Genomic DNA, 24,724 nt, shown 5'->3' on the forward strand with positions numbered 1-24,724 from the left:
ACGCTTTTACTGCTTTTTACACGGGACCGGCCGGTTTGAATCAGGAAAACACCTCAGCGTCTGGGTGAAACGGGCTTGGGCGAGTCCTGATGGGGCAGGATGCCGAAAGCTTCATGCAAAAAGCGGGAAGGCGCCGACGGCTTGCCGTGGTAGTACGCGGGCGAGCTGATATACAGCCTCTCCTTGGCCCGCGTGACCGCGACATAAGCGAGCCGCCGTTCCTCCTCCAGCGCCGCGGCCGCCAGCTGCTGCTCGTCCGTCAGCGCTTGCCCGGCTTTGATATCGGCCGGAGGCTGCTTCTTCAAGGCGGAGCTGTGCGGCAGAATCCCTTCGCTGGCGCCGATCCAATACACCTGACGGAACTCCAGCCCCTTGGCCCGGTGGATCGTCATGAGCTGAACGGCGTTGCCGCTGCGTTCCTCCCGGGCCGCCTCCATCTGCTCATGGCGGGCCGTCAGCTCGTCCGCATAAGCCACGAACTCCTCAATCGTATCAAAGCGTCCCGCCGCGCTCTCGAACTCCTCCAGCGTATCGCTCACCATCTCTTTATACTGGGTATAAATTAGAGGATCGCCTGCCTGAAGGTACTTGTCGTAGAACTGTCTGCGCATTTCCTGAATGGCATAGGCCGGTTTGAGGGATTTCAGCGACTTGATGAACCGGATCCGCTCCTTGACCGCCTCCTGCTGAAAAGGCTGAAGCCGTTCCCAACGGGCGAGATGGATGAGAGGGTACTTTTTGGCCTGGAGCTTCTCCTGCTGCCGGATATAAGCCATACCGTCCTCTTTCGGTACATACAAAGGACCCAGCACGCTCTGCAGCGATTCCTTCCGCCGGGGCGTCAGGCTCAGCCGCAGGTGATCCATCAGCGGTTTGATCAATGTCTGGTCGTAGAACACCGGTGCGCTGCCGAACTGGACAAAAGGAATCCCGCACAGCAGCAGCTGCTCCAGTACGGCACGGCTGCTGTCGGACGTCCGGTGCAAAATGGCGATATCGCCATAGTCCAGCCCGTCCCGGCCGACATGCTCCTGGATATGCTGAACGACCCAGCGGGCCTCTTCATCCGGGGTTGCAGGGGTCAAGTACGCGGGCTTGAAGCCGCGGGCTCCTGCTGCGAGCAGCTCCTTGGGCCGGCGCTGCCGGTTATGCCGTACGAGGGCGCTCCCCAAGCCGAGAATCCGGCTGTCGCTCCGGTAATTGATGTTGAGATTCACGATTTTGGTGCCCGGATAGACGCGGTCGAACTCAAGGATCGATTCCTGCCGGGCTCCGTTAAACGAATAAATGGTCTGGTCATCGTCCCCGACGACCGCCAAATTGTGCCGGGGCTCGGCCAGCCGCCGGACCAGGTCGTACTGGATCGCGTTGGTATCCTGAAATTCGTCGACCATCAAATAATGAAAGCGGTCCTGCAGCCGTTTCAGCGTAGCCGGGTTGTCGAGCAGCTTCCGGGCATGCAGGAGGATGTCGTCAAAATCCCACTGGTTCCGCTGGGCCTTCCAATCTTCATAACCGAGCAGAATGCGTTTGACGGCGGATCCTTCTTTGGTTGCCTCAGGCAGGTCAGCCGGCCACATGCCCTGCATTTTCCAGGCGGACAGTGCCGCGAGCAGCGTCTCGGGCTGATAGGATCCGGTGTGATCCAGGCGGCGCAAAATCATTTTCATGATGGTGTGCTGGGCCGTGAATTCGCCAAAAATTTGCTCGGTATATCCGTGCTGGCGTAGCAGCAGCAGTCCGAAGGAATGGAACGTCCTCGCTTCTACGGCACGCGCCGCGGCTGCGGAAATGCCGGGCATGCGTCCGATTCTTTCCTTGATCTCCTTGGCGGCCTTGCTCGTAAAAGTGACCAGCAAAATCCGGGAACCCGGAATGCCGCGGACCGCGATCAGGTAAGCCGTCCGGGCGGCCAGAACGGTCGTTTTGCCGCAGCCGGCACCCGCCAGGGCCAGCATTGGCCCGTCGCCGTGGCGTACGGCATCGATCTGCGGCGCGTTCAGCAGGATGCCCATCCGCTCTAGTTCGCGAAAGAAAAACGCGTCCGCGTCGCCTGCGCCCACCAGCTCCCGGCTGGTGGAGAGGGACGCGGGGCGTGCTTGGGGAACCGGTGAGGAAGAGGGCACCTTCGCAGGCACGCTATGTATCGAAACATTCAGATGTATGGGGGGCTGAGCCATCGATAGGACCTCCTTTTATGGCTGTAAGGGATTGCCTTTTTCACAAGTGCACTGTAAATTTGGTATGATATATGCACATCCGGAAAGGATGCGCCTCAGCCGCTCGATTCCAAGCTCCAAGATTCAAGGCCGTTTGACGGCAGGCCCGGATTTCACAGGAAAGCTCCGGCATGGTATCTTGGTAATAGGCAGCCCGGGCAGCGGCCTGGGCAGATGACATGGGCTCAAGGGCACAGATTACTATTGTAAATGATCATTTGGAATGAATAAATGGGATGACATGGAAACTGGAGGAGAGAACTCATGAACATTATTCAGCGCCTCAAAGAAGGGGCTAACCGCGCAACGGAAAAAGCTCAGGGAACGCTGGAGGTCAGCAAGCTGAACAGCCAGATTGCCGACATCGAACGGGAAATGGGCATTCACTACAGAGAGATGGGAAAAGTGTTCTACGAAGGCTACCGCATTGGCGATATGAGCAAGGCCGAGAAGGAAATGGTCGACCTATGCAAATCCTGCGACCTGCTTCAGGAAGAAATTGATGAGCTGCGTACCCGGATTGCCGAGCTGAAAAACGAGCGGCTGTGCAAATGCGGATACGTCGCCACGCTGGATGCCAACTTTTGTCCGTCCTGCGGAAGAAAGCTGGCGGATGATGGGGTGAAGCCGAGCGAGCCCGCCAAACCGGTCGGTTTTGCTTTTGATGAAGAAGCGATTTTCGGGAGCAAGGCCCAAGATGAGCCAACCTACCGGGAAGAACCGGAGGAGCGGGAATATTCCGGCCAGCAGGAAGCCGCAGCCGCGGTGGAACAGGATTATGACTATGAGTTTCCGATGAGGGAAGCGTGGGATGATCTTGACCTTACCGACGAAAATGATCCGGAAGCGGAGCGGGAGCGGCGCCAGGCCGAGGAGCTCGAACGCGAGCGGGAACGCCAGCTGGAGCTGGACCGCCGCATCCGCTATTGGAAGGAAAACAGCGGAGATGACGATACGGGGGCGCGTGAAGAAGGTCCGCGCGATACGGTCAAATGCCAGATTTGCCGTGCAGACCTGCCTAAGGGCTCGAAGTGGTGCCCGAGATGCGGTGCGGAACAGATTTAGGTGTACGAGAAACAAACACGATTACGCTTAATAGAAGCTTTTTTGGCGGGCAGCGGTTTTAGGCAGCTTTGGGAGGACAAAACGTAATGGAACAACTGCTACATCATCTGCGGAATCTGGGATTCACGGAGATGGAAGCGAAAATAATGGTGGAGCTGGCGGGCAAGGGCCCGTCCTCCGGATATGAGGTGGCCAAGGGGCTGGGCGTGTCCCGTTCCAATGTGTACTCTACGCTGCAGCGGTTATGCCAGCAGGGATACCTGCACCGCAGCGAAGGGGATCCGGTCCGCTACAGCATGCTGAAGACGGAGGAGCTCACCCGGATGATCGCCGGGCAGATGAAGGAATCGCTTTCGTTCATCGAGAACCGGATGCCGCGGGTGGAGCCGGATCAGCAGCCCTTCTACAACGTGGAAGGGGACCGGAACGTTATGGAGGCGCTGGCCCGAGAGCTCGAGCGGGCGGAGCACGAAATCGTCGTCGACGTTTGGCGCGAGGAAGCGGCTTTGATGCGCAGCGAGCTGGAGCAGGCCGAGCAGCGGGGGGTGAAGCTGCTCTGGTCCTGTATCGGCAGCGATACGGGCATGGAGCGGCTGCTTCCCTGGCCGGCGTGGAATCAGGACGCAGGGGACCGGCATGCCTTAAAAGGCCGCAAGTTCTCCTTCGTCATTGACCGCCGCTGGTGCATGCTGGGCATGCGCGGGGAGGATTGCGCGACGCAGGCGCTGGTCACCGAGCATCCTGTGATGGTGGAACTGCTGCTTCACCATTTTACACAGGAAATGGTGCTCTACGAGGTGGAGCAGGACTTGGGCGGTGAGCTGGCGGAGCGGTACGGTCCGGCTTACGAGCGGATTTACCGCAAGTATGTGGAAGTCGATCCGCGCGAGGCTGACTCGGAAGTCATTGGGGATTTTGACGGTCCTGAGGATTCGGAGGAAGTATAAAGCGCGAAAACGGGTACCGTTGAGACGGGACCCGTTTTGTCTAGTGAAGTCCGGCGTTAGATGGTTCATGGCGTGAACGATTCTCTGCAACGGAGCTGCCGCACCGGGATTTCGGGGTTTGGGGATGTGCTAATCCCGTTACAGTTCGCGCAGCTTCATAAAAACGGTGTGATAATAATCACTGTTATGCGGTACAAATTGCTGTAAGCTCACTGTACACGCAAAGCTTTCGGCGTCGGAAGCAGGCCGCGGTTCCGAAAGGATGCCGGTTGCCTCCATCTCCCCGATCTCGCCATTCGCCAGTTTCAGGGCATCGTCCAGGCCGGCTTCGTAGAGACCAGTCAGTTCCTCGGCCTGAAGCCGGTAGGCGGCTAACGGCAGATCCAGCTTGGCGCCGAAGATGAAGCATCTCTCCCTGTCGATAAAAGCCTTTCCCCCGGCTGTCCCCCGATTCTCGTAATCGGCGGTTCCGAGCGGGATCAGCTGGTCCAGGCTGACGGTCACGCCGAGTTCTTCCTCGAGCTCCCGGACTGCATCGGCGACGGTTTCTCCAGCCGCCAGATGTCCGGCTGCGGTAATATCGTAATAACCCGGGAAGGTGTCTTTGGAAATCTGGCGCTTCTGGAATAGAATCTTACGTCCATCCGGCGTATCGCGCACGATCCAGCAGTGGAACGTATGGTGGAGATAACCCTTGGCATGAACCTCTTCGCGCGGAGCGGTGCCGATCCACTCGTGGTCGTCGTTATAAATGTCGAAGAACTCTTTCTTCATGTGGCGAAAACCTCCATTCATATTTTTGAATTATGGAGGATTACCGGAAAAGTAGCAAGACTGGAGAAGGCTGCTGAAAATAAGCTTTTAAGTATAGCGTTTTGATCATGAACAGAGAAAGGAGGGAGCATTGATGGAATGCATCGTACGGTTTGAGGTCAAATATCCGGAAGGGAACAAGCAGCTGCGAGGCTTGATCTGGACGGGAGAGGACGGACACCCCACCGAAGACCAGCTTATTCAGATGTTTAAGGACATGAAATATAACGTGAGGGCATCCGAACGGGAGCAGCTGCAATTTGTTCCGCTCGATCCGGGCGCGGGGTATACGTCGATTCGGATCACGGAGCTGGACACCGGAAAAGAGAAGTACACGGAAGACCGTGATTTGAAAAACGTCATCAGCACGCTGATGCCAAAAGGACCGCTCGGCCTCTGATTCCGGAAGTGAATTCCGAAAGGGGCTGGCGGTCTTTTTTATAGAAAAGGATAACACCTGCAAACCATCAGGAGAGCAAGCTCTCCATCAAGTCGGCTCGGTTCAGTCTCTCTGCTTGAATGAGCTCCCTCAAGCCTGCTGCGGCTCGGGATCGGTATCCAGTACAGAGGTGCAGTGCGCACAGCGTGTAGCTGCTGCAGGAATTTCCGACAGGCAGTACGGGCACTCTTTGGTCGTTTTCTCCGGCTCGGGCTTTTCATGCTCCCGGTTTTTGATCCAGTTGATGCCCTTAACGAGCAGAAAAATACAGAACGAGATAATCAGAAAATCGATCACCGTGTTCAGAAACTGCCCGTAAGCAATGACGGGTGCTCCGACCTCTTTCGCCTCCGCGAGCGTGTTCACCTTGCTGCCGTCCGGCATGGTTTTTCCGTTCAGGCGGATAATGAGATCGGAGAAGTTCACACCGCCAAGAAGCACCCCGATCGGCGGCATAATAATGTCGCTCACAATCGAGGAGACGATTTTCCCGAATGCTCCCCCTATGATGACCCCGACAGCCAGATCGATCACGTTGCCGCGTACTGCAAATTCTTTAAACTCATGAATAAATCCTTTCATTTCACCAAACCTCCTGAGTGTCATGCATCTATTCTAGCAGATTTTCTATAGGGCATTGTAACATTGAAACTGGTATTTGTTTCTGAAATGTTTTCAAATTGTCCATCAAATACCTCTTTATTTTTCAGCCCATTATGCGTTATACTTCATGCATTGTCATTTCATCAGTCTATAAATGAATATAGGTTTCTCGTATATGTGCAGGAATCGGCCTGCATGTCTCTACCCGATCACCGGAATGATCGGACTACGGGATGAACGATATGTTTCGGGCGCTTGTCCGGAATGTTTGAGTTTGTCCTGAGTCCGTCTGTTTCCGCCGATCAAGGCAGGGGAAGAGACGGGCTTTTTTTGTATTTTTACAGAGAAATGGAACGTCATCAAAGGGGGAAGCAAGTTGCAATTACTTAAGCAGAAAGTACTGGATGAAGGGATCGTGCTCAGCAATCAGGTGCTGAAGGTGGATTCGTTCCTGAACCATCAGATGGATCCTGTTCTGATGAAGGAAGTCGGCCGCGAGTTTACGCGCCGGTTTGCCGGGGAGGCCGTGAACCGGGTGCTTACGATCGAATCGTCCGGGATTGCCCCCGGAATTATGACCGCCTTGGAGCTGGAAGTGCCGATGATCTTTGCAAGAAAGCAGAAGTCATTGACGCTTCGTGACGATATTTTCGTGGAAAAAGTATACTCCTTCACCAAGCAGGAAACGAACGAAATTACGGTGGCCAAAAAGTTCATCCAGCCGGGGGACCGGGTGCTGATCATCGACGACTTTCTGGCGAACGGCGAAGCGGCCTTTGGACTGGCCCGGATCGTGGAGCAGGCGGGCGCGACCGTTGCCGGAATCGGCATCGTGATCGAGAAGGCGTTCCAGCCTGGCGGGCGGCTCCTGAAGGAAGCCGGCTACCGCGTCGAGTCGCTGGTCCGCGTGGCAGCGCTGGATGACGGCAAAGTGACTTTTGCAGATCAAGACTAGCTCATTTATAAACAATACACGGGAGGAATGAAACCGGCATGGAACAGAATCATCAGGCTGACACGACTCAATTTTCAGGCAAACGCCATCCGCTTAAAACCTTTTCGCTCGGGATTCAGCATGTGCTTGCGATGTACGCCGGTGCAGTCCTCGTACCCCTAATTGTAGGAGGAGCCCTGGACTTTACGACCGAACAGTTAACCTACCTGATCTCGATCGACCTGCTGGCCTGCGGCGTGGCTACACTGCTTCAGGTATGGGGCAACCGTTTCTTCGGCATCGGGCTGCCGGTCATGCTGGGCTGTGCGTTCCAGGCGGTATCGCCGATGATCGCTATCGGTCTCAAGGACGGGGTCTCGGCCATTTACGGCGCGATCATCGCGTCGGGGATTTTCGTTGTTCTGTTCTCAGGGATATTCGGCAAGCTGATCAAGCTGTTCCCGCCGGTGGTCACCGGTTCGGTCGTCACGATTATCGGGGTGACGCTCATCCCGGTCGCGCTGAACGATTTGGGCGGCGGCCAGGGTGCCGAGGATTTCGGCAGTCCGCTGAATTTGTGCCTCGGCTTCGGCGTATTGATCTTTATCATTTTAATGAACCGTTTTGCTACCGGATTTCTGCGTTCCATCTCGGTGCTGATCGGCCTGATCGCCGGAACGGTCGCCGCGGCGATTTTCGGCCATGTGGATTTGGGGCCGCTGAAGGAAGCCGGCTGGTTCCATGCGGTCAAGCCGTTTAACTTTGGAAAGCCGACGTTCCATGCCTCCTCGATCCTGACCATGATTCTGGTGGCGATCGTCAGTGTGGCGGAGTCCACGGGCGTCTTTATGGCGCTTTGCAAAATTGTAGATAAAGACATTTCCTCCAAAGACCTGGCCCGCGGGTACCGTGCCGAAGGCTTGGCGATCGTGCTCGGCGGGATTTTCAATTCCTTCCCCTACACCACGTACTCGCAAAACGTCGGTCTGGTTCAAATGAGCCGCGTCAAGACGCGCGATGTCATCGTCGTGGCCGGCGGCCTGCTGATCGTGATCGGATTTGTGCCGAAAATTGCGGCGCTGACCCAACTGGTGCCGACATCCGTGCTCGGCGGGGCGATGGTCGCCCTGTTCGGGATGGTCGTCTCCTCCGGCATCCGTATGCTGGGCGGACAGGTTGACCTGAACCGCTTTGAAAATCTGTTCGTTATCGCCTGCTCCGTCGGTATGGGGCTGGGTGTCAGTGTGGTGCCGGACCTGTTCAAGGCCATCCCGGAAGATCTCCGCATCCTTGTGGATAACGGCATCGTGGCCGGCAGCGTGACGGCGATTGTTCTGAATTTGATGTTCAACGGTTTTAAAGGCGGGGTCTCCTCAGCGGAAAAGGGAGAAGCCGCCCCGAATGAGCATGCGGCCTAAATTCCTCTAAATAAAATAGAAGTTCAAAAGGCCCGCCCCGTAAGAACACGGGGCGGGCCTTTTGATTGTGCGTCGATAGACGGTTTTCTTTTAGATATCAGAAAGCGCCGAGAATACCCGGATGGCGCCAGGATCCGCCCGGAAATCCATCGGGAGGGCGGACACGTCTTCGCCGTCGCCCTGCGCCAGGCGCGGGCGGTCAAACCTGATGCCGACCGTGTCTCCGCGAAAGAGGGTCACGATCGGCAGCTTCACATGCGCTCCCTTCAGGACCGTCGGGAACAGGAACAGCAGCTGCAGCCGGGAGCAATCGTGCACTACGCAGACGTCCAGCATGCCGTCATCCACCTTCGCCTGCGGATTGATGAGCAGTCCGCCGCCGTAGCTGGGCACATTGCTGACCGCGGTCAGCCAGGCTGACGGATAGCTGACCGTCTGGCCGCCGCAGGTCACGCTTACGGGACCCGGCTTGAACGTGACCAGCGTATGCAGAACGCCGATGACGTAAGCGAGGCGCCCGGCACCGACGGCGTTGCAAATCTTTTTGTATCGGCTGCCGTTCACGTTCTCGCTCACCTGCGCATCGAAGCCGGCGGCCACCGCCGTCATGACGGGCACGCCCGCGACCGAGATGAGATCGGCCGCTCGGGCGCTGCCGGTAAGAATGAGCTCCAGCGCGGCGAGCGGATCGCGGGGAATGCCAAACCCCCGGGCGGTGTCGTTGCCTGAACCGGCAGGAATTACCCCGAGCGGGATGCCGGTCCGCTTCAATAACGGCAGGAGGCTGTGGATCGTGCCGTCGCCGCCGATGACGACGATAGCGTTCCAGCTGTCGTGCTGATCCAGCGTTTCCGTCACCATCGCATCAACTTCCTCCGCACTAGCAGTCAACAGCGTTGCGTATGCAGTCTTTTTCAAATCGAGAGCCTCGCGCACCCGTTTCCAGGTACGGAGGCTCCTGCCGTTGCCGGACTTTGGATTAATGATAAATAAGTACATTACTTTTTCCCCCAACGCCAACGTAAACCCTTCATTCTTATTGTAAGAAGTCCGGACCGAAAAGGGAACGGTTTAGTCGGGCAGTATCTATGCTGCATTAGATGGGGCATATTGATAGGGCTAGCTTAGTGATGGGGCATATTACAGGTGCCGCAGCTGCTTTTCCGCGATGTCGCCGATCCAGGGGAGCTTCAGCCATTTTCCCTGCAGGGACGTAAACAGCATGACCACCCACACGACAAGCGTCAGGATGGACAGCAGGGCGGCAATAACCGGGCCGATCAGCGGGATCAGGCCGGACAGAATGTGGGCGATCATAATCGCGCCAAAAGTCAGAACGGACTGTAAGGCATGAAAGAGGACGAAGCGGCTGCGCTTCTCAACGGCAAGGAAGACGATGCCTCCGACAAAAGCGAACAGGTAGCAGAGCGTGGCGGCCATATTTTCCGGCAGACCGGTGGATGATTTGAAAGGGGACAAGATAGACCACTCCTTCTATACGGCAGGATTGTCTTCTATCATATGAACCCCGGAGACAAGTTATGAGCAGTGAAAAAGGCACCCGGCCGCCTGGGGTTCAGGTAGCAGGATGCCCTTAGTAATCCACTCTGTCCATTTATAAAAGAGAGCATTAAGCGAGTGGAGCTGCTCTCATGCCTGGCCTCCGTGGCCGCCTTGGCCGAACTGGCGCCGCGGGCCGACGATTTTCTCGCGTTTGTTGGTGTCGTTTTCTTTGGGAACCAGGCGCGGGTCCGTACGGCCCTCATGATGGTTATCGAATGTAAATTCGCTCAGCTTCCACTCCGTCGAGCCTAAAATCAGGTCAGCCGGGAACTCGTCGCCCCGGTGAAGCACTTCCTCTCTGCCCGCTTCGTTGGTATATACGCCGTCGACCTCAACTTTATCGTGGGAAATCGGCAGCATGCGTTTATCTTCATTAGTCATGACAAGTCCTCCTTCGTTCCATAGGAAATCCTTCAACGAACTGATTCTCATTTAAGTTACCCGGACCGGGAGCGGATTATCCCGCCGGGCCTAATCATTCCATGCTGCCGAGAATATGCTGCTGAAGGAGGGACCGCGGGTTTCTCCAGCGGCTGACCTTGCTGTCCGCAGTGAACACCACTACCGCATCCAGCTCTGGAAAAAGGTAAATTTGCTGCCCGCCGTGACCATGGGCACAGCTGAACGGCTGACCGCACATCCGGCCTGTCCACCACTGATATCCGTAGTCGCCAAAGGCGGGGTAACCGTCGAGCTGCCGGGTCAGCGCCTGTTCGAGCCATGCTTCGGGAATGACCGGGCGGTTCTGCCACAGGCCTTTATTCAGGCAGCACAGACCGAACTTGGCCATGTCACGGGCGGTCAGATACAAGCCGATATGACCCATCGTATGGCCTTCGGGGCTGGAAGACCAGGCGGCATACTCGATCCCGAGCGGTCCGAACAGATGCTGGCGGGCGTAGCTGTATGCATCCGTGCCGCAGCATTCCGAGATCAGCACCGAGATCAGGTGCGAATCGATGCTTCTGTATTGGAAGACGCTGGCCATGTGCGCATCTACCGGCAGCGAGAGGGCGAACGATGTCCAGGCACGGCTACGGTGAAATCGGTGGATCAACGGTTCGCCGAGCGTTTTGCCCGTCTGCCAGCGGAACCCCGTCGACATTGTAAGCAGGCGCCGAAGCGTCAGCACCTCCTCTAAGAGCGGGTCGGTCGTTTTCCGCGCATAGTCCCGCAGATAAGGCATCAGCGGTTCGTCCAGGCCGGGAAGCTCTCGTCTGCTCACTGCAATCCCTGCGAGGGTGGACGTGATGCTCTTTGTCGCCGAGCGGAGATCATGCAGGGTGCCGGGTCCTGCTTCATTATAGTACCGTTCATAAATAAGCCTGCCGTGTCTGACGACGAGAAAGCTGCGCATTTTCGGATAACGCCTCAAGATCTGGGCGTGTGCCTCTTCAAGCGGTTCAGGCCTGACGACTTCCTGCTCCGGCGAGGAGGTGGGGAAGGCAGGCGTGTGAAGCGGCGGGGAGGATAACAGCAGAACGGGACGATTCATTGGGACCGGCTCCTCTCTTCTGGATCGTTCTCCGGTACGGGCGATGGTTGACCGGTATCATTAACTTAACCCGAAATGCCGATATCCAAATAAACGGGCAGTCTGGAAAGTACTTTGATCCGGCAGGACTGCACTCGAAAAAAAGTAATTCCTTACATTTTTTTGGAAAGCTGTTTTCGGCATTAGAATATGATACAATGAAGGGAGTGATTCAATAACATCCTCTTAGGGTATTCTTAGTGTCAGATACCTTTAGCGGCAGCCGGGAGCGTTCAGCCCAAACCTATAACTGCAAATGACGACTTCACAGATGTCAGGTAAGGTCTTTTCGGCATTCTCAAACTGGAGCAATCCATTCAAGTGTTTTGGGAGGGAACTATCATGGCAACGAAAGGTCACAATGAAGTTAAAGAAAGTCTGCGCGAGATGACACGAATTTTCCGGCCCAAGGATCCGAAGAAGTTTGTTAAGGAGTACGTCCGGAAATATCATATTATGGGGGGATACGAAGAGGAATTAACCTCGGTTGTGGAACATGAGTTAGGGCGGATGAATTCGTCTGTTTCCTGACAAAGCTGGCCGTAACGAGCGTATCGCTTATTGAATTGCAGTTGAAGATTTGGACACGATTACGATGAAGCTGAAGAACAGCCTGATAACATGACCGTATTCCGCGGAACCTGCGCGGGATACGGTTTTTTGTATTTCCTGTACCTGCCTGCATGGCTCCGGGCATATACTAAACCACGGTCTGATTCATCATTCTTTAGCATCGGAAAGGACGTGCGGCGCTTGGAGATTACGCTGAAGAGCAGGGAAGAGATCGGATACATGCAGGAAGCAGGACGCATCCTTTCGTCCTGTCATCGGGGAGTTGCGGACAAAATCACGCCGGGCATAACGACAATGCAGATCAACGACTGGGTTGAGGAATATTTGGCCAGGCAGGGAGCCGTTCCTGAACAGAAGGGGTTTAAAGGATATCCTTACGCCACATGTGCTTCGGTGAACGATACCGTATGCCACGGCTTTCCCGACGAGGTTCCCTTGGCGGAAGGGGACGTGGTCACCATCGACATCGTCGTCAACAAAGACGGCTGGCTGGCCGACTCCGGATGGAGTTATCCCGTCGGCAGGGTCAGCAAACCGCTGGAGCGTTTGTTGAAGCGCACCGAAAAGGCGCTGTATAAAGGCATCGCGCAGGCCGTCGCGGGCAACACGATCGGAGATATCGGCTATGCGTTGGAGAAGGTGGCCAGACGGAGCCGATACGGCATCGTCAAGCCATTGGTAGGCCACGGCATCGGCCGGTCGCTGCATGAGCCGCCGGACGTGCCGGCGTTTGGGAATCGTCACGAGGGGCTGAAGCTTGTTGAAGGACTGGTCATCACCATCGAGCCGATTTTTACCCTCGGGCCTTCGGGGGCGGTGCTCTGGAATGATGACGGCTGGAGCGTGCAAACGGCGGACGGAAGCAGGGGTGTGCAGTTTGAGCATACGGTTGCCGTCACCCGGGAAGGCCCGTTGATATTAACGCAGCAGTGACCCGGAAGGATTCGCCACAATTTGTCATATTTCGATCGACAAAAAGAACCTGTCCGCAGGTTCTTTTTTGTTTGAATTTGACGATTCAAAAATTCCAGAACAGGTAAAAATGAATGTAATCGTTGAAACTTGGGTATACGAAGGAGGATGGACCGGGTTGCACGTAAAGGGGCTGGCAAGCGGGATGTAAACCCGCTGAAAACGATTGCAAAAGCTTTTGTGGCGCGACTTTCGGCACTTTTCGAACAATTTGTGAACTAGGTTGGAAACATTGACAAAATAGTACTGGAAACTTATATTTAATAGGTGATTGTTTTAATTGACAGTAGCAAATCATTCGTGATAGTGCAGGTGGATGGCCGTTGAATGTGCTTTCAGCGGAGCCTGCGAAAATGGAAAAAGTGGGGTAGATCAATGATGAAACGGTGGCAGGCTGTAAAGCGACTTCTTCCCTTGCTCGCAGTATTTTCTCTGCTTTTAGCCGGGTGCGGCCGCGAGGACTTGTCGGTTCTGAGACCACAGGGACCGGTGGCTCAAGAACAGCTGGGATTGATGAAGCTCGCAATCTCAATTATGATTGTGGTACTCGTAATCGTTTTCGCGATTGCGGCATACGTGCTTGTGAAGTTCCGCAGAAGAAAAGGGCAGAACGGTGTGCCTGAACAAGTTGAAGGCAACTTCAAGCTGGAAATCATCTGGACAGTGATTCCGCTCGTTCTGGTTATTATTTTGGCTGTTCCTACCGTACAGCAGATCTTTGCTTTCGGTGACGATCATTACAATGATAAGGACGCCGTACAGGTTAAGGTTACGTCGCACCAATACTGGTGGGAGTTCGAGTATCCGCAGTACGGTGTGAAAACGGCCCAAACCCTGGTCATTCCGACTGGGAAGAAGATTGCGTTTGAGCTGAAAACGGCGGATGTACTCCACTCGTTCTGGGTTCCTTCGCTCTCGGGTAAGATGGATACCAACCCGGATGGTACCATTAACAGATTCAGCTTCAGCGCCGATAAAGAAGGCGTTTACCGTGGTAAATGTGCGGAGCTCTGCGGACCTTCCCACGGTTTCATGGAATTCAAGGTTAAAGCGGTTAACGGCGATTCCTTCAATAACTGGGTAACTGCCATGAAGGCACCGGCTGTGCTTCCTGAAGATCCGGCTTTGGCAGAAACCTTCAAGAAACAATGCTTGTCCTGCCATGCTGTTGGCGACCAAGGTGGACCTGTAGGCCCTAACCTTACCGGCATCGGTTCCCGTGAATCGGTTGCAGGTATCTTGCTGAACGAAGGCCAAGATGGCGGGAAACCAGTCAAAGAGAACCTGAAAGAATGGCTCATGGATCCACAAGCCGTTAAACCAGGCAACAAGATGCCTAATCCGAAGGATCTCGGTCTGACTGACGAACAAATCGATGGTATTGCCGATTACTTGGCCAACTATAAATTGAATTACTAGTAACAGCAAGATTGAATAAGAGGGGGTACCAACCTTGGCTCATGCTCACAGTGTCAAGCGTCATACGGGCTTGATGGACTGGCTCACCACCGTGGACCACAAGAAGATAGCCATCCTGTATTTGCTTGCAGGCGGCTTGTTCTTCGGATTTGGCGGCGTGGAAGCCTTGCTGATCCGTCTGCAATTGATTAAGCCTATGAATGATTTAGTATCAGCGCAAACCTTTAACGAATTGATCACGATGCACGGAACGACCATGATCTTCCTTGGTGTCATGCCAGTGATCTTTGCATTGATGAATGCGGTAATTCCGCTGCAAATCGGCGCCCGTGACGTCGCTTTCCCATTCGTCAACGCACTTGGCTTCTGGACGTTCCTGTTCGGCGGAATCCTGCTGAACCTGAGCTGGATTATGGGCGGCGCGCCTGACGCCGGCTGGACGGCCTATACGCCGTTGTCGACTTCAACGTACAGTACAACGCACGGTGTCGACTTCTATACGGTCGGTCTCCAGATCGCCGGTCTCGGTACACTGATCGGCGGCATCAACTTCCTGGCGACGATCATTACGATGCGCGCACCGGGAATGTCTTTTATGCGGATGCCGATGTTCACCTGGACATCTTTCATTACTTCCGCGATGATCCTGTTTGCTTTCCCTGCCATTACGGTAGGTCTGGTACTGCTCTCATTTGACCGTATTTTGGGAGCGAATTTCTTTGAAGTATCCAATGGCGGTAACCCCGTTCTTTGGCAGCATATTTTCTGGATCTTTGGTCACCCTGAAGTATATATTCTCATTTTGCCTGCTTTCGGGGTTATTTCTGAAGTTATTCCGACTTTTGCACGCAAACGTCTTTTCGGTTACAGCTCGATGGTGTTCGCGACCATCCTGATCGCCTTCCTGGGCTTCATGGTTTGGGCTCACCACATGTTCACAACCGGTCTCGGACCGATTGCGAACGCGCTGTTCTCGATCGCGACAATGCTGATTGCCGTTCCTACGGGGATCAAGATTTTCAACTGGCTCTTTACCATGTGGGGCGGACAGATCCGCTTTACGAGCGCAAACCTGTTTGCGATTGGTTTCGTTCCTACATTCGTCATGGGTGGTGTTACCGGGGTCATGCTGGCATCCGCGCCTGCGGACTACCAGTTCCATGATACTTACTTCGTCGTTGCCCACTTCCACTACGTCATCGTAGGTGGTCTGGTATTCGGTCTCTTTGCTGGTCTGCACTACTGGTGGCCTAAAATGTTCGGCCGCGTACTCAACGAAACGATTGGTAAATGGACGTTCTGGTTCTTTGCAATCGGCTTCCATTTGACATTCTTCGTACAGCATTTCCTCGGACTCATGGGGATGCAGCGCCGTATCTTTACGTATCTGCCTAACCAGGACTTCGATACACTGAACTTGGTAAGTACGGTCGGGGCGTTCCTGATGGCTGTCGGCGTTCTGCTGTTCTTGTTCAACTGCTTTATAACAGCCGCCAAGCCAAAAGGCGTGGCCAACGATCCTTGGGAAGACGGACGTACGCTCGAATGGGCGATTCCATCGCCGCCTCCTGAGTACAACTTTAAACAAATCCCGCTGGTACGCGGACTTGATGCTTACTGGAAAGAAAAAATGGCAGGCAACAAAGAGATGACTCCTGCAGAACCGCTGGGATCCATCCATATGCCTTCGCCAACGATTTTGCCTTTTGTAATGTCCGTCGGTATTTTCATCGCCGGTCTCGGACTGATGTTCAGCAGTGAGAAATTCAACAATTCCTTTATGAGCATGATCTTCAACAACTGGATCGTCGTCATCATCGGACTTGTCATTACGTTCGGATCGATGCTGCTTCGTTCGCTGTTTGACGATCATGGCTGGCATATCGAACCGGAAGAACTGGAAGAAGAGGGGGTTAAAGCATGACATCGGCACACGCAGAATCGGTAAACGGCTCATTGCCGCATGAACCGGAGAAAGCAACCCTGGAAGGCCGCAACAAAGTGCTTGGCTTCTGGCTCTTCCTTGGCGGAGAGTCCGTGCTCTTCGGTACCCTGTTCGCCACGTTCCTGGCGCTTCGCAACCAGACCAATGACGGCCCGACAGCCCATGAGCTCTTCTCGCTGCCAACGACGGCTGCAGCCACGTTGATCCTGCTTGTCAGCAGTTTGACGAGTGTATTCGCCGTACAGGCGTTGCACCGTCACAAAGCAGCTGCACTCAGATTGTGGTTGATCATTACGGTTATTCTGGGCCTTGGCTTCCTTGGCCTCGAGATTTACGAGTTCCACGAGTATGTCACCGCCGAGAAATTCGGCATGACGACAAGTGCCTTCAGTTCGGCGTTCTACACGCTGGTCGGTTTCCACGGAGCTCACGTTGCATTCGGTGTATGCTGGATCGGTATTCTGATCGGCCAGCTGTACAAAAAGGGGTTAACGGTCGTAACGGCTCCGAAGGTTTACGTGTCGGCCATGTACTGGCACTTTATCGACGTCGTATGGGTCTTCATCTTCTCGGTCGTTTACCTGCTTGGAAAGGTGGGCTAAGATTATGACTACGGTTGAACAGCATCAAGATGATACGGTAAAACACGGTCATCGTCATGAAGGACCGCAAAAGCATGTCATCGTATTTATTTTCTCCATTATCCTGACCGCCATCGCTTTTGCTTCGGTTATGGCTGGCGGGGTGAACGTCGCCTTCACGGTTATACTTCTCGTCGTGATGGCGGTGCTGCAGGCACTGGTTCAGTTGGGATACTGGATGCACTTGAAGGATAAAGGACATTTGATGCCGATTATCTTCATGTGCGGTGGCGCCTTTGTCGCATTTACTGCGATCGTCACAGCATTGTATTGGGTTTGGTGGTAAAATAAAAAGAGGCGGGCCGGATGCCCCCTCTTTTTTTAAATGGCATCAAGGTGTCACAATATCGACAGAAATTCCGCCCGGCGGGAGGAGGTTTTCATATGCTGGGGTTAGAATATTTTAGCTTTGCCGCCTTGTTCAGTCCGATGTTTCTGGCGTTTATGCTGCTGGTAACGGCCGCGTATTTTGTTGTCATCGGCCCGCTCAGTGAGAAGTTCGCGGATGCCGAGCCCGTATCGATCGGCAAAAAGATCATGTTCGTCAGCGGTATGTTCTTCCTGTATCTCGCTCAGGGCGGACCGGTGAGTCTGCTGGGCCACATTATGTTTACGTTCCACATGACATCGATGGCGTTGTCTTACCTGGTGGCTACGCCGCTTATTATGCTGGGGATTCCAACCTGGCTGTGGCGTGCTTTTGACCGGATCAACCCGTTCAAAAAGCTAGGTTTTCTGGCCAAGCCGGTGGTCGCAGCTGTCGTATTTAACGGATTGTTTTCGTTCTACCATATCCCTGCGATCCACGACTATGTCATGCTGCATTTTGCGGTGCACCGGCTGTACTATATTGTTTTGTTCATCGCTGCCGCGCTTATGTGGTGGACGCTCATTAATCCGCTGCCGGAGAAAGACCAGGCATCGGGCCTTGCGAAGATCGGGTTTATTTTTCTGAACATGGTGCTGCTGACGCCTGCTTGCGGCCTGATCATTTTCTCAACGCAACCGATGTATGCGACCTACAGCGATCCCAATACGTGGGCCAAAGCGATGGGATACTGCGTATCGGGCGATACGTCGGCTCTGCTGCAGACTTTCGGCGGACCAAGCTTTTTCTATGGGCTGAGCACCAAGGTCGACCAACAACTGGGCGGCATCGTCATGAAGTTCATTCAGGAATTTATATTCGCTTCGATGCTGGCGAGGGTATTCTTCCGCTGGTACAAGAGCGAAAATAAAGAGGATGACGACGATATCATTCCAACCGATCTTTCTGACGGTTCTTTGAACCGGGCATGAGTTGGTCTAAGCGTTAAGGAGGATTTTCATGGATTTGTATACGCTGTTCCCTACGATCAGCACTTCATTCATCGTCATCAGTGCGATTCTGGTGGCCATCGGATGGGCCTTGATCGTTCAAGGCAAACGGGACGCCCATAAAAAAGTGATGATCTGGGGCGCGATCGCAGCGCTGCTGTTTTTCATTATTTACGTGTCCAGAACAGCCTTTGTCGGCAACACCTCATGGGGCGGCTCGGACGAAATGAAGATCTACTATCAGATCTTCCTGATCTTCCATATCGTTCTGGCGACGGTTGCCGCGGTATTCGGGATTACAACGCTGGTTCTGGCATTCCGGGAAAGGTTTGCGAAGCATCGGAAATGGGGCCGGGTTACGGCAAGTATTTGGTTTGTCACAGCCATCACCGGTGTTGTGGTTTACGTGCTGCTGTACGTCCTGTATCCTGGCGGGCATACGAAGCCGGTATGGGATGTTATTTTGGGAGCATAACCCGAGTGGATCGGGTAATAAGAAAGTCCGGCGGATTAATCCGCTGGGCTTTTTTTATGAAAAGCGGCTGATTCTGCTGGAAAGCCAAGGTTTTTCGTGTTTGTTTAATAGGGTGAAATAACGCCAAGTTTTCTTTGCCGGATGCCAGTTCCGAAGTGCTGTATTGCATTGTTTAGGATACTGGCGTCAGGTACTGTTAAAATGGTTAAAAAGTTTTAGAAAGACGAGATATATAGATTGAACCAGAGTTATGCATTGAACTTCTTGTCATAACGGTCCCATACGGCCCTATAACAATTATTTCTTTAGTTTCATTCAATCTAGCGGAAACTTTTGTGCTTCTTCAAACGTTATTCATATATAAGGTTCAATGAACGAAGCTAAGAGAAGGTATGGGGATGACATGAGGCGAAGAAGGAATTTTATACATAGTAAAAAAATGGTGTGGGTCTTCATCATGCTGCTCTTTTGCGGCTTCATTGTCATGTTTACCACTTCGCTCATCCCGAAATACATACCGGCTGTGACCGACGGTGACCATACAGCCCAGGCCGGCGGAACAGACAGGGATCCGGCAGGGGGTCAAGGGACCGGCAGTCCCGGCGGAGGAACCACCGGCCAGCAGCAGGAAGCTGGCTTCAAACCAAGCCGCGTTCAATGCGGCGTGATGAAGCTGAGACATGGCGCTCGAAAGCCGCAGGATGATCAAATCCCGCTGTACTGCATCGAAGGGAAATATCATGTCGGAGACACACCCATGATGCAGCCGGCAAGCCCGCTGCAGGTGAAGATCGATACCGTCATCCCGGAGAAGATTCTGTCGGATCTGGGAGCGTTCTGGTTAAGCGATTCTTCCGGAACCTGGGGGCATCTGCTCCTCGCCCCGAAACACTGGGAAGTCGTCCGGGCCGATACCGGAGCCAACGGATCGGTGGGCCTTGAGCTTGCTGATCCGCAGCACCCGGACCGCAGGGCCGTTTACTTGGACGGCGGCCCCTGTCAGGGCTGCAACATTGCGTTAATCGGTTCCTATTTCACGGCATTAAAGAATTGGGCCGAAGAAAAGGGCTTTCCCGGGAAGACGATGAAGTTCCTGCATCATGCTTACGTTCGGAACCATGTCGTTACGTATGTTTTACCACCGGGCAGCACGGCTTATAAGACGGTCGGCGCTGCGTTTGAGCGCCATGAACCCCAGGATGCGATGTTTACCCGTTACGAAATCAGCGTTCCGCCGGAGGATTTGGATATGGCGAACGTCATGCTGGATTTCTTTGCACGCTTTCCGAGTTCCGTTGCCGCCGATCTTTCGGTTCAGCCATACTTGGGAATTCCAAGCGTTTCCTAACTCAATATGCACGGCTTCAAGCGGCACCCGACAATGGGTGCTGTTTTTTTGTTAATATTTTCATTTCGCCGTTGCATCTCCGGTAAGCACACTGTATACTGTGTATAAACATATACACAGTATACACACTGAGTGGTGAATAAGCACAGTGAACCTGTGCTGTATATACACCCTTATGGATTACGGAAAAAGCGAGGGCGATTGTTGTTGAACACCATAAAAGACGCTTGGATGATGGTACGAAAGGATCTGCGCAGCGAGAAAAGGTACCTCCTGTGGTCGATCATATTTGCTGCCTACATGGGAGGAACTACAGGGGTCATGATGCTGGGGCGCGAAGAGGCACGATCTCTTGGTCCGGTAGCTGATTTCATCCTGCTGATGTTAGTTCCGATGCTGGGGTTTTACTTTTCCCGAAGATCCTTCAAGTATTTAACGGAAGATTCCTATACGCGAATGCTGGCATTCTTCCGGGTGCTACCGATCTCTAACGGCGTGGTCCTGGTATACCGGGTGATGCAATCGGTGTTAGCCTTTGCCGCGAACGGCATCATTTTCTTCGTGATTATGTATATCGTGCAGGGGACCTTGCTGGATCATATGCGGTTTGACCATTACCTGGCTTTTGCGCTGACATGGATCGGTTACGGGCTTATGATGACTGGACCCTATATCTATTTTGAGTTTTCCAATCATGGCAAAGCTTATCTGCTATCGACCCTCATTTTCCTCGTTGGCTCCGTAGTGGCAGCGGCAGTCGTTTATGCGGCGGGAGGGAACCTGCTGGTGTACACGGTGGAGGTATCCAAACAATGGAGCCTGCTATCGCCGGCGATGTGGGGGATGCTGCTGGCCGGAGTCATCAGCCTCGTGCTGTGCTCAATCGGAACGCTCCGCAAGCTGGAATCTAGAGATCTGGTGTAAGCTTTGAAACCAATAAGAGGATTGACGAGTATAGCAAGGTGAGGTGCGAAAGGTGTGGATACCTATACAAGTGAATGAGAACAGCGCTGAACCGCTCTATCATCAAATCGAATCCCAATTAAGATCGCTGATCATCAGCGGACAGATCGAGGAGGGAACCCTTTTGCCGTCAATTAGAGAGTTTGCCAACGGGCTGAACTGCAGCGTAATTACGGTTCGAAGAGTGTATCAGGATCTGGAGAGCGAAGGACTTCTGCGCACAAAGCAGGGAACCGGCACATTTGTCGCCAAGGTTGGTACTTCACAGCGTGAAGTATTCCGGCGGGAGGCGGTAGAAGAGGCGCTCAGCCATGCGGTGGATGTCGGGATGTCCGTCAAATGCGAGGAAGATGAGCTGAGGGAGCTGTTTTTATCGATACTGAAAAGAAAGTACCATCCGGAGAAGGGAGAAGGTGAGGCGTAGATGGAACAGCCCATCATACGAATGGAAGGCGTGACCAAGCAGAGACGGCATAAAACGATCGGACCGATCGACCTGGTCCTGCCGAGAGGCTATGTGTACGGGTTGATTGGCGAGAACGGCTCCGGCAAGAGCACGCTGATCCACATGCTGCTGCAGACGGTGTTTCCGGATTCGGGGCGCATTTCCTGGTTCGGCCACGCTTACAGTAAAGGCATTCCTATGGAAGTGCGCAGACAGATCGGGTATGTGGCGGAAAAATCCAACCTGGAGGAGGATAACCTGACCGCCGAGGAAGCCGCCGCCTTTCGGGCGTACTGGTATCCGGAATGGGATCAGCCTTATTTTGAAAAGCTGTGCGATCTGTTCCAGGTACCGAAAGCGACGAGGCTGCGCAAAATGTCCAAGGGGGAGCGCCGCAAATACGAAATCGCCGCCGCTCTTGCGCCGCATCCGAAACTGCTGCTGCTGGATGAACCATCGTCGGGTCTGGACCCTTTTGCCTGGAAAATGATGATCGAGGTGCTAAGGGAATGCCTGCAGAACGAAGATACGACGATTGTACTGTCCACGCACATCATTGATGAGGTGAAAAGGCTGGCGGACTACGTCATGCTGATTCACCACGGCAAGTGGATGGGGATGGCGGAGAAGGACAGTCTGCTGGATAACTGGAAGGAAGTGTGGGCAGGATGCCCCGAGGCCGATCTGGAAGAACTGCCGAACATGGTGCAGACGCAGCAGGAATCCCATGGCGTTACGCGTGTGGTGACGACGTCCTGCCGTGAGCTGGAACAGATCCTGTACGATTCAGGTATCAACGTGCTGAAGACACGGGCTTTGGAGCTGGACGAGATTTTAACGTTGTGGGTGCAAGGTTATAAGCCTGCCGGCGTGCAGGAGGGGGAGGAGCAGACACATGGAACCTTTAAAACTAGTTAACGTGGTCAAACAATACGGAGACAAAACCGCAGTCAACCAAATCTCGCTGGAGGTCGGGAGAGGAGAAATTTACGGGCTGCTTGGGGCGAACGGTGCCGGCAAAACGACGACGATGCGTATGGTGCTTGGCCTGATTTATCCGGATGGGGGAGAGATTCTGTACAACGGCAAGCCCTATCATGCGGGGCTTCAGCAAATCATGGGATACCTGCCGGAAGAAAGAGGGCTGTATCCGAAAATCAAGGTCAGCGAGCAGATCGTCTATCTGGCCCGTCTTCGGGGCATGTCACAGCAAGACGCGGATAAGAGCCTGCGCTACTGGCTGGAACGCTTTGACGTTCCGGAGTATTACGATAAGCGGATCGAGGAGCTGTCTAAGGGCAATCAGCAGAAAATGGGCTTTATCGCCGCCATCGTGCACAAGCCGCAAATCGTCATTTTGGATGAGGCGTTCAGCGGACTGGACCCGGTCAACGTTGAACTGCTGAAGGCAACCGTCAAGGAACTGCGGGACGAGGGAACCAGCATTCTATTTTCCACGCACCGGATGGAGCATGTCGAAGAGCTGTGCCAGCGCATTACGATTTTGCACAAATCCAATACGGTCGTTCAGGGAAATATCCGGGATATCAAGAGCCGTTATCCGCGTGAGGAAGTGCTGCTTCATACGATAGGCGATGTCAGCGGCCTGGATGCGATCCCGGGAGTGACGGCAGTGGAACGCATCGATCGGGGATACCACATCCGGATCGCTGCGCCGGAAACGGCACAGGCCATTCTGCAGAAAGCGATGCAGGAAACCACGGTGGAGCGCTTTGAAATCAAGGAGCCGACGCTGAACCAAATCTTTATTCAAGAGGTGGGTGATTCGCATGAATAAGCTTGGGACGATTATCGGCTTTACGTTTAAAAATAAAGCCAGAACGAAATCTTTTCTGATTACTACTCTGATTCTTGCACTACTCATTACGATCGGCATGAACGTGCCTTATATCATTAAGCTGATCAAGGGTGACGACGCATCCAAGGCCGAGCAGATCGGAATTCTCTACGGCTCGCAGCCGGTCATTGCCGCGGAACTGGAGAAGTATGCCGCGCAGTCCGGCAATAAGGACTATACGTTCGTCAAATACGAAGGGACCGCTCCGGATCAGGCGAAAAAGGACCTGGAGGACGGGAAGATCGAGGGGTACCTCTCTTTTGACGGCGGGGAAGGGGCATTTCCTGCTGTCACCTTCACCGGCGGTGAAGACGGCATGGGGCAGGGAATCAACAGCTTTCTGATGCCCGCGCTGCAGACGGTCAAAACGACTGTAATCGCCAAGGACGCGCTGACCGCGGAGCAGATCGCCGCTCTGAACGAACCGGTGAAGCTCGATACGGTGCGGATTAACGCGGAGGGTAAGACGGAGGCGGGGGGAGACACCCACCGCGAAGACATGCAGAAAGCCATGAACTATGTGGTCGTTTATGTGCTGCTGATTCTGTTCTTTACCTCCAATATGATGACAGGCAATATGATCGCAGCCGAAGTAACGTCGGAGAAAAGCTCGCGGATCATGGAAATCCTCATCACCAGCGTTTCGCCGCTGGCCCAGATGTTCGGGAAAGTGATCGGTATTTTCCTGGTCGGGATCGTGCAAATTGCAGTGTTTGGCGTCGTGGTCGGGGCGAATCTGATGCTGCCGCATAACCAGGACATTCTGCAAGGATACAGCCTGAGCATCTCGGATATTAACCTGCCGGTGCTGCTCTACGGACTGGTGTTCTATATCTTGGGTTACTTCCTGTATGCGGTGCTGTACGCGGCCATCGGATCGATTGTCAGCCGTACCGAGGATCTCGGCCAAGCCGTAATGCCGATTACGATGCTGGGTCTGGCCTCGTTCTACATCGGACTGTTCAGCATTACTGCATCGGGCAGCATGCTGATCAAGGTGACGAGCTTCATTCCGTTCACCGCTCCTACCGCGATGCTCGTGCGGATCGGGATGGGGACGGTGCCGACCTGGCAGATCCTCATATCGCTCGTTTTGCTGCTGGTGTCCATTCTGTTTTTTGGATGGCTGTCCGCGAAAATCTACCGCACCGGCGTCCTGATGTACGGCAAGCGCCCATCCATCAAAGAGCTGCGCAAGGCCATGAAAGCTTACAAGATTTAGGCACGGATTCT

At 54.0% G+C, this 24,724-nt stretch carries 26 protein-coding genes and 1 riboswitch; of the genes, 19 read left to right on the forward strand and 7 right to left on the reverse strand.

Going from position 1 to position 24,724, the window contains the following annotated elements:
• Positions 1–53 precede the first annotated feature (53 nt).
• Entirely contained in the window at positions 54–2,180 is a 2,127-nt protein-coding gene (locus tag KI379_RS23315) for an ATP-dependent helicase (RefSeq protein ID WP_212985030.1), read from the reverse strand.
• Between the two features lie 303 nt (positions 2,181–2,483).
• Here KI379_RS23315 and KI379_RS23320 point away from each other — a divergent pair, with 303 nt between their 5' ends.
• A complete protein-coding gene (locus KI379_RS23320) occupies positions 2,484–3,284 on the forward strand; it encodes a zinc ribbon domain-containing protein (protein ID WP_076172864.1) in 801 nt (266 codons plus the stop codon).
• Between the two features lie 86 nt (positions 3,285–3,370).
• Positions 3,371–4,231: a TrmB family transcriptional regulator gene (locus KI379_RS23325; RefSeq protein ID WP_212985031.1), complete on the forward strand. Its 861-nt coding sequence runs from the start codon at positions 3,371–3,373 to the stop codon at positions 4,229–4,231.
• A gap of 138 nt (positions 4,232–4,369) precedes the next feature.
• Here the strand turns inward: KI379_RS23325 and KI379_RS23330 are convergent, their stop codons facing one another.
• Complete coding sequence (locus KI379_RS23330) at positions 4,370–5,005, reverse strand: NUDIX hydrolase (protein WP_212985032.1); 636 nt, start codon at positions 5,003–5,005, stop codon at positions 4,370–4,372.
• A 133-nt stretch (positions 5,006–5,138) separates the two neighbouring features.
• Here KI379_RS23330 and KI379_RS23335 point away from each other — a divergent pair, with 133 nt between their 5' ends.
• A complete protein-coding gene (locus KI379_RS23335; RefSeq protein WP_076172867.1) occupies positions 5,139–5,444 on the forward strand; it encodes a hypothetical protein in 306 nt (101 codons plus the stop codon).
• 129 nt (positions 5,445–5,573) lie between these two features.
• On the opposite strand, the gene mscL is transcribed toward KI379_RS23335, so the two are convergent.
• Complete coding sequence (gene mscL / locus KI379_RS23340) at positions 5,574–6,065, reverse strand: large conductance mechanosensitive channel protein MscL (RefSeq protein ID WP_212985033.1); 492 nt, start codon at positions 6,063–6,065, stop codon at positions 5,574–5,576.
• A 170-nt stretch (positions 6,066–6,235) separates the two neighbouring features.
• Positions 6,236–6,335, forward strand: a riboswitch (purine riboswitch).
• Between the two features lie 127 nt (positions 6,336–6,462).
• Here mscL and KI379_RS23345 point away from each other — a divergent pair.
• Complete coding sequence (locus tag KI379_RS23345; RefSeq protein WP_076172869.1) at positions 6,463–7,041, forward strand: xanthine phosphoribosyltransferase; 579 nt, start codon at positions 6,463–6,465, stop codon at positions 7,039–7,041.
• A 38-nt stretch (positions 7,042–7,079) separates the two neighbouring features.
• Positions 7,080–8,438, forward strand: coding sequence for a nucleobase:cation symporter-2 family protein (locus tag KI379_RS23350; RefSeq protein WP_212985034.1), 1,359 nt, complete (start codon positions 7,080–7,082; stop codon positions 8,436–8,438).
• Positions 8,439–8,528: 90 nt separating this feature from the next.
• Here the strand turns inward: KI379_RS23350 and KI379_RS23355 are convergent, their stop codons facing one another.
• The 4 genes from KI379_RS23355 to KI379_RS23370 form a co-directional block, all read right to left on the reverse strand.
• Complete coding sequence (locus KI379_RS23355; protein ID WP_089549093.1) at positions 8,529–9,437, reverse strand: diacylglycerol/lipid kinase family protein; 909 nt, start codon at positions 9,435–9,437, stop codon at positions 8,529–8,531.
• Between the two features lie 141 nt (positions 9,438–9,578).
• Positions 9,579–9,917, reverse strand: a complete 339-nt coding sequence (locus KI379_RS23360) for a DUF4870 domain-containing protein (protein ID WP_076172872.1) — start codon at positions 9,915–9,917, stop codon at positions 9,579–9,581.
• A 171-nt stretch (positions 9,918–10,088) separates the two neighbouring features.
• Entirely contained in the window at positions 10,089–10,382 is a 294-nt protein-coding gene (locus tag KI379_RS23365; protein ID WP_076172873.1) for a transposase, read from the reverse strand.
• A gap of 94 nt (positions 10,383–10,476) precedes the next feature.
• The gene (locus tag KI379_RS23370) at positions 10,477–11,496 is read right to left on the reverse strand and encodes a serine hydrolase domain-containing protein (RefSeq protein WP_089549092.1); all 1,020 of its coding nucleotides are present in this window, start codon (positions 11,494–11,496) and stop codon (positions 10,477–10,479) included.
• Positions 11,497–11,877: 381 nt separating this feature from the next.
• Here KI379_RS23370 and KI379_RS23375 point away from each other — a divergent pair, with 381 nt between their 5' ends.
• From KI379_RS23375 to KI379_RS23440, 14 genes are all read left to right on the forward strand, one after another.
• Entirely contained in the window at positions 11,878–12,066 is a 189-nt protein-coding gene (locus KI379_RS23375; protein ID WP_036651115.1) for a hypothetical protein, read from the forward strand.
• Between the two features lie 222 nt (positions 12,067–12,288).
• Entirely contained in the window at positions 12,289–13,041 is a 753-nt protein-coding gene (gene map, locus KI379_RS23380) for a type I methionyl aminopeptidase (protein ID WP_089550406.1), read from the forward strand.
• Positions 13,042–13,455: 414 nt separating this feature from the next.
• The gene (coxB, locus tag KI379_RS23385) at positions 13,456–14,499 is read left to right on the forward strand and encodes a cytochrome c oxidase subunit II (protein ID WP_076172876.1); all 1,044 of its coding nucleotides are present in this window, start codon (positions 13,456–13,458) and stop codon (positions 14,497–14,499) included.
• A 73-nt stretch (positions 14,500–14,572) separates the two neighbouring features.
• Positions 14,573–16,423: a cytochrome c oxidase subunit I gene (ctaD, locus tag KI379_RS23390; RefSeq protein ID WP_076172975.1), complete on the forward strand. Its 1,851-nt coding sequence runs from the start codon at positions 14,573–14,575 to the stop codon at positions 16,421–16,423.
• On the forward strand, positions 16,420–17,046 hold the full coding sequence (locus tag KI379_RS23395) for a cytochrome (ubi)quinol oxidase subunit III (RefSeq protein ID WP_116232721.1): 627 nt from the start codon (positions 16,420–16,422) through the stop codon (positions 17,044–17,046). The genes ctaD and KI379_RS23395 overlap by 4 nt, the downstream gene beginning before the upstream one ends.
• A 4-nt stretch (positions 17,047–17,050) precedes the next feature.
• Complete coding sequence (locus KI379_RS23400; protein ID WP_076172878.1) at positions 17,051–17,371, forward strand: cytochrome C oxidase subunit IV family protein; 321 nt, start codon at positions 17,051–17,053, stop codon at positions 17,369–17,371.
• A 98-nt stretch (positions 17,372–17,469) separates the two neighbouring features.
• Positions 17,470–18,384: a cytochrome c oxidase assembly factor CtaG gene (ctaG, locus tag KI379_RS23405; protein ID WP_212985035.1), complete on the forward strand. Its 915-nt coding sequence runs from the start codon at positions 17,470–17,472 to the stop codon at positions 18,382–18,384.
• Between the two features lie 28 nt (positions 18,385–18,412).
• On the forward strand, positions 18,413–18,877 hold the full coding sequence (locus KI379_RS23410) for a DUF420 domain-containing protein (protein WP_116232719.1): 465 nt from the start codon (positions 18,413–18,415) through the stop codon (positions 18,875–18,877).
• A 403-nt stretch (positions 18,878–19,280) separates the two neighbouring features.
• A complete protein-coding gene (locus tag KI379_RS23415; RefSeq protein ID WP_167372892.1) occupies positions 19,281–20,225 on the forward strand; it encodes a DUF4850 domain-containing protein in 945 nt (314 codons plus the stop codon).
• A gap of 207 nt (positions 20,226–20,432) precedes the next feature.
• The gene (locus tag KI379_RS23420; RefSeq protein ID WP_179232069.1) at positions 20,433–21,149 is read left to right on the forward strand and encodes a hypothetical protein; all 717 of its coding nucleotides are present in this window, start codon (positions 20,433–20,435) and stop codon (positions 21,147–21,149) included.
• A gap of 52 nt (positions 21,150–21,201) precedes the next feature.
• Positions 21,202–21,612, forward strand: a complete 411-nt coding sequence (locus tag KI379_RS23425) for a GntR family transcriptional regulator (protein WP_116232716.1) — start codon at positions 21,202–21,204, stop codon at positions 21,610–21,612.
• Positions 21,613–22,551 (forward strand): ABC transporter ATP-binding protein, encoded by a 939-nt coding sequence (locus KI379_RS23430; RefSeq protein WP_212985036.1) that lies wholly within the window; start codon positions 21,613–21,615, stop codon positions 22,549–22,551.
• Positions 22,529–23,431 carry an ABC transporter ATP-binding protein gene (locus KI379_RS23435; protein ID WP_212985037.1) on the forward strand — a complete coding sequence of 301 codons (903 nt, stop codon included), beginning with the start codon at positions 22,529–22,531 and terminating at the stop codon, positions 23,429–23,431. The genes KI379_RS23430 and KI379_RS23435 overlap by 23 nt, the downstream gene beginning before the upstream one ends.
• Complete coding sequence (locus tag KI379_RS23440; protein WP_212985038.1) at positions 23,424–24,713, forward strand: ABC transporter permease; 1,290 nt, start codon at positions 23,424–23,426, stop codon at positions 24,711–24,713. The genes KI379_RS23435 and KI379_RS23440 overlap by 8 nt, the downstream gene beginning before the upstream one ends.
• Positions 24,714–24,724 lie beyond the last annotated feature (11 nt).

Source organism: Paenibacillus cineris, assembly GCF_018333335.1.
Classification (GTDB): domain Bacteria; phylum Bacillota; class Bacilli; order Paenibacillales; family Paenibacillaceae; genus Paenibacillus_AQ; species Paenibacillus_AQ favisporus.